At 74.5% G+C, this 247-nt stretch carries 1 protein-coding gene; it reads left to right on the forward strand.

Annotated elements, in window-relative coordinates:
* The coding region (locus SB719_RS21850) for a GNAT family N-acetyltransferase (protein ID WP_412159988.1) at positions 1 to 247 on the forward strand (247 nt) is incomplete at both ends.

Consider the following 247-nt stretch of genomic DNA (forward strand, 5'->3'; position numbering starts at 1 on the left):
GGCCGCGGGCTCCGCCTCCCTCGGCTGCTGGTCGGGTCCCTGGGCTCGCGGGCACGGCTACATGCGCGAGGCCCTCGGCGCTGTCACGCAGTACGCCCTCGACCCGCACGGCCTGGGTCTCGAGCGCCTGAACTGGGAGTACGTCCCCGGCAACGACCGGAGCAGGCGGCTCGCCGAGGCGGCCGGCTTCGACTTCGCCGAGGGGATGCGGACCATCGTCAGCCTCCACGGCGAACTGCGCGAGGCG

This window comes from Pantoea sp. SIMBA_079, from assembly GCF_046940275.1.
Classification (GTDB): domain Bacteria; phylum Pseudomonadota; class Gammaproteobacteria; order Enterobacterales; family Enterobacteriaceae; genus Pantoea; species Pantoea borealis.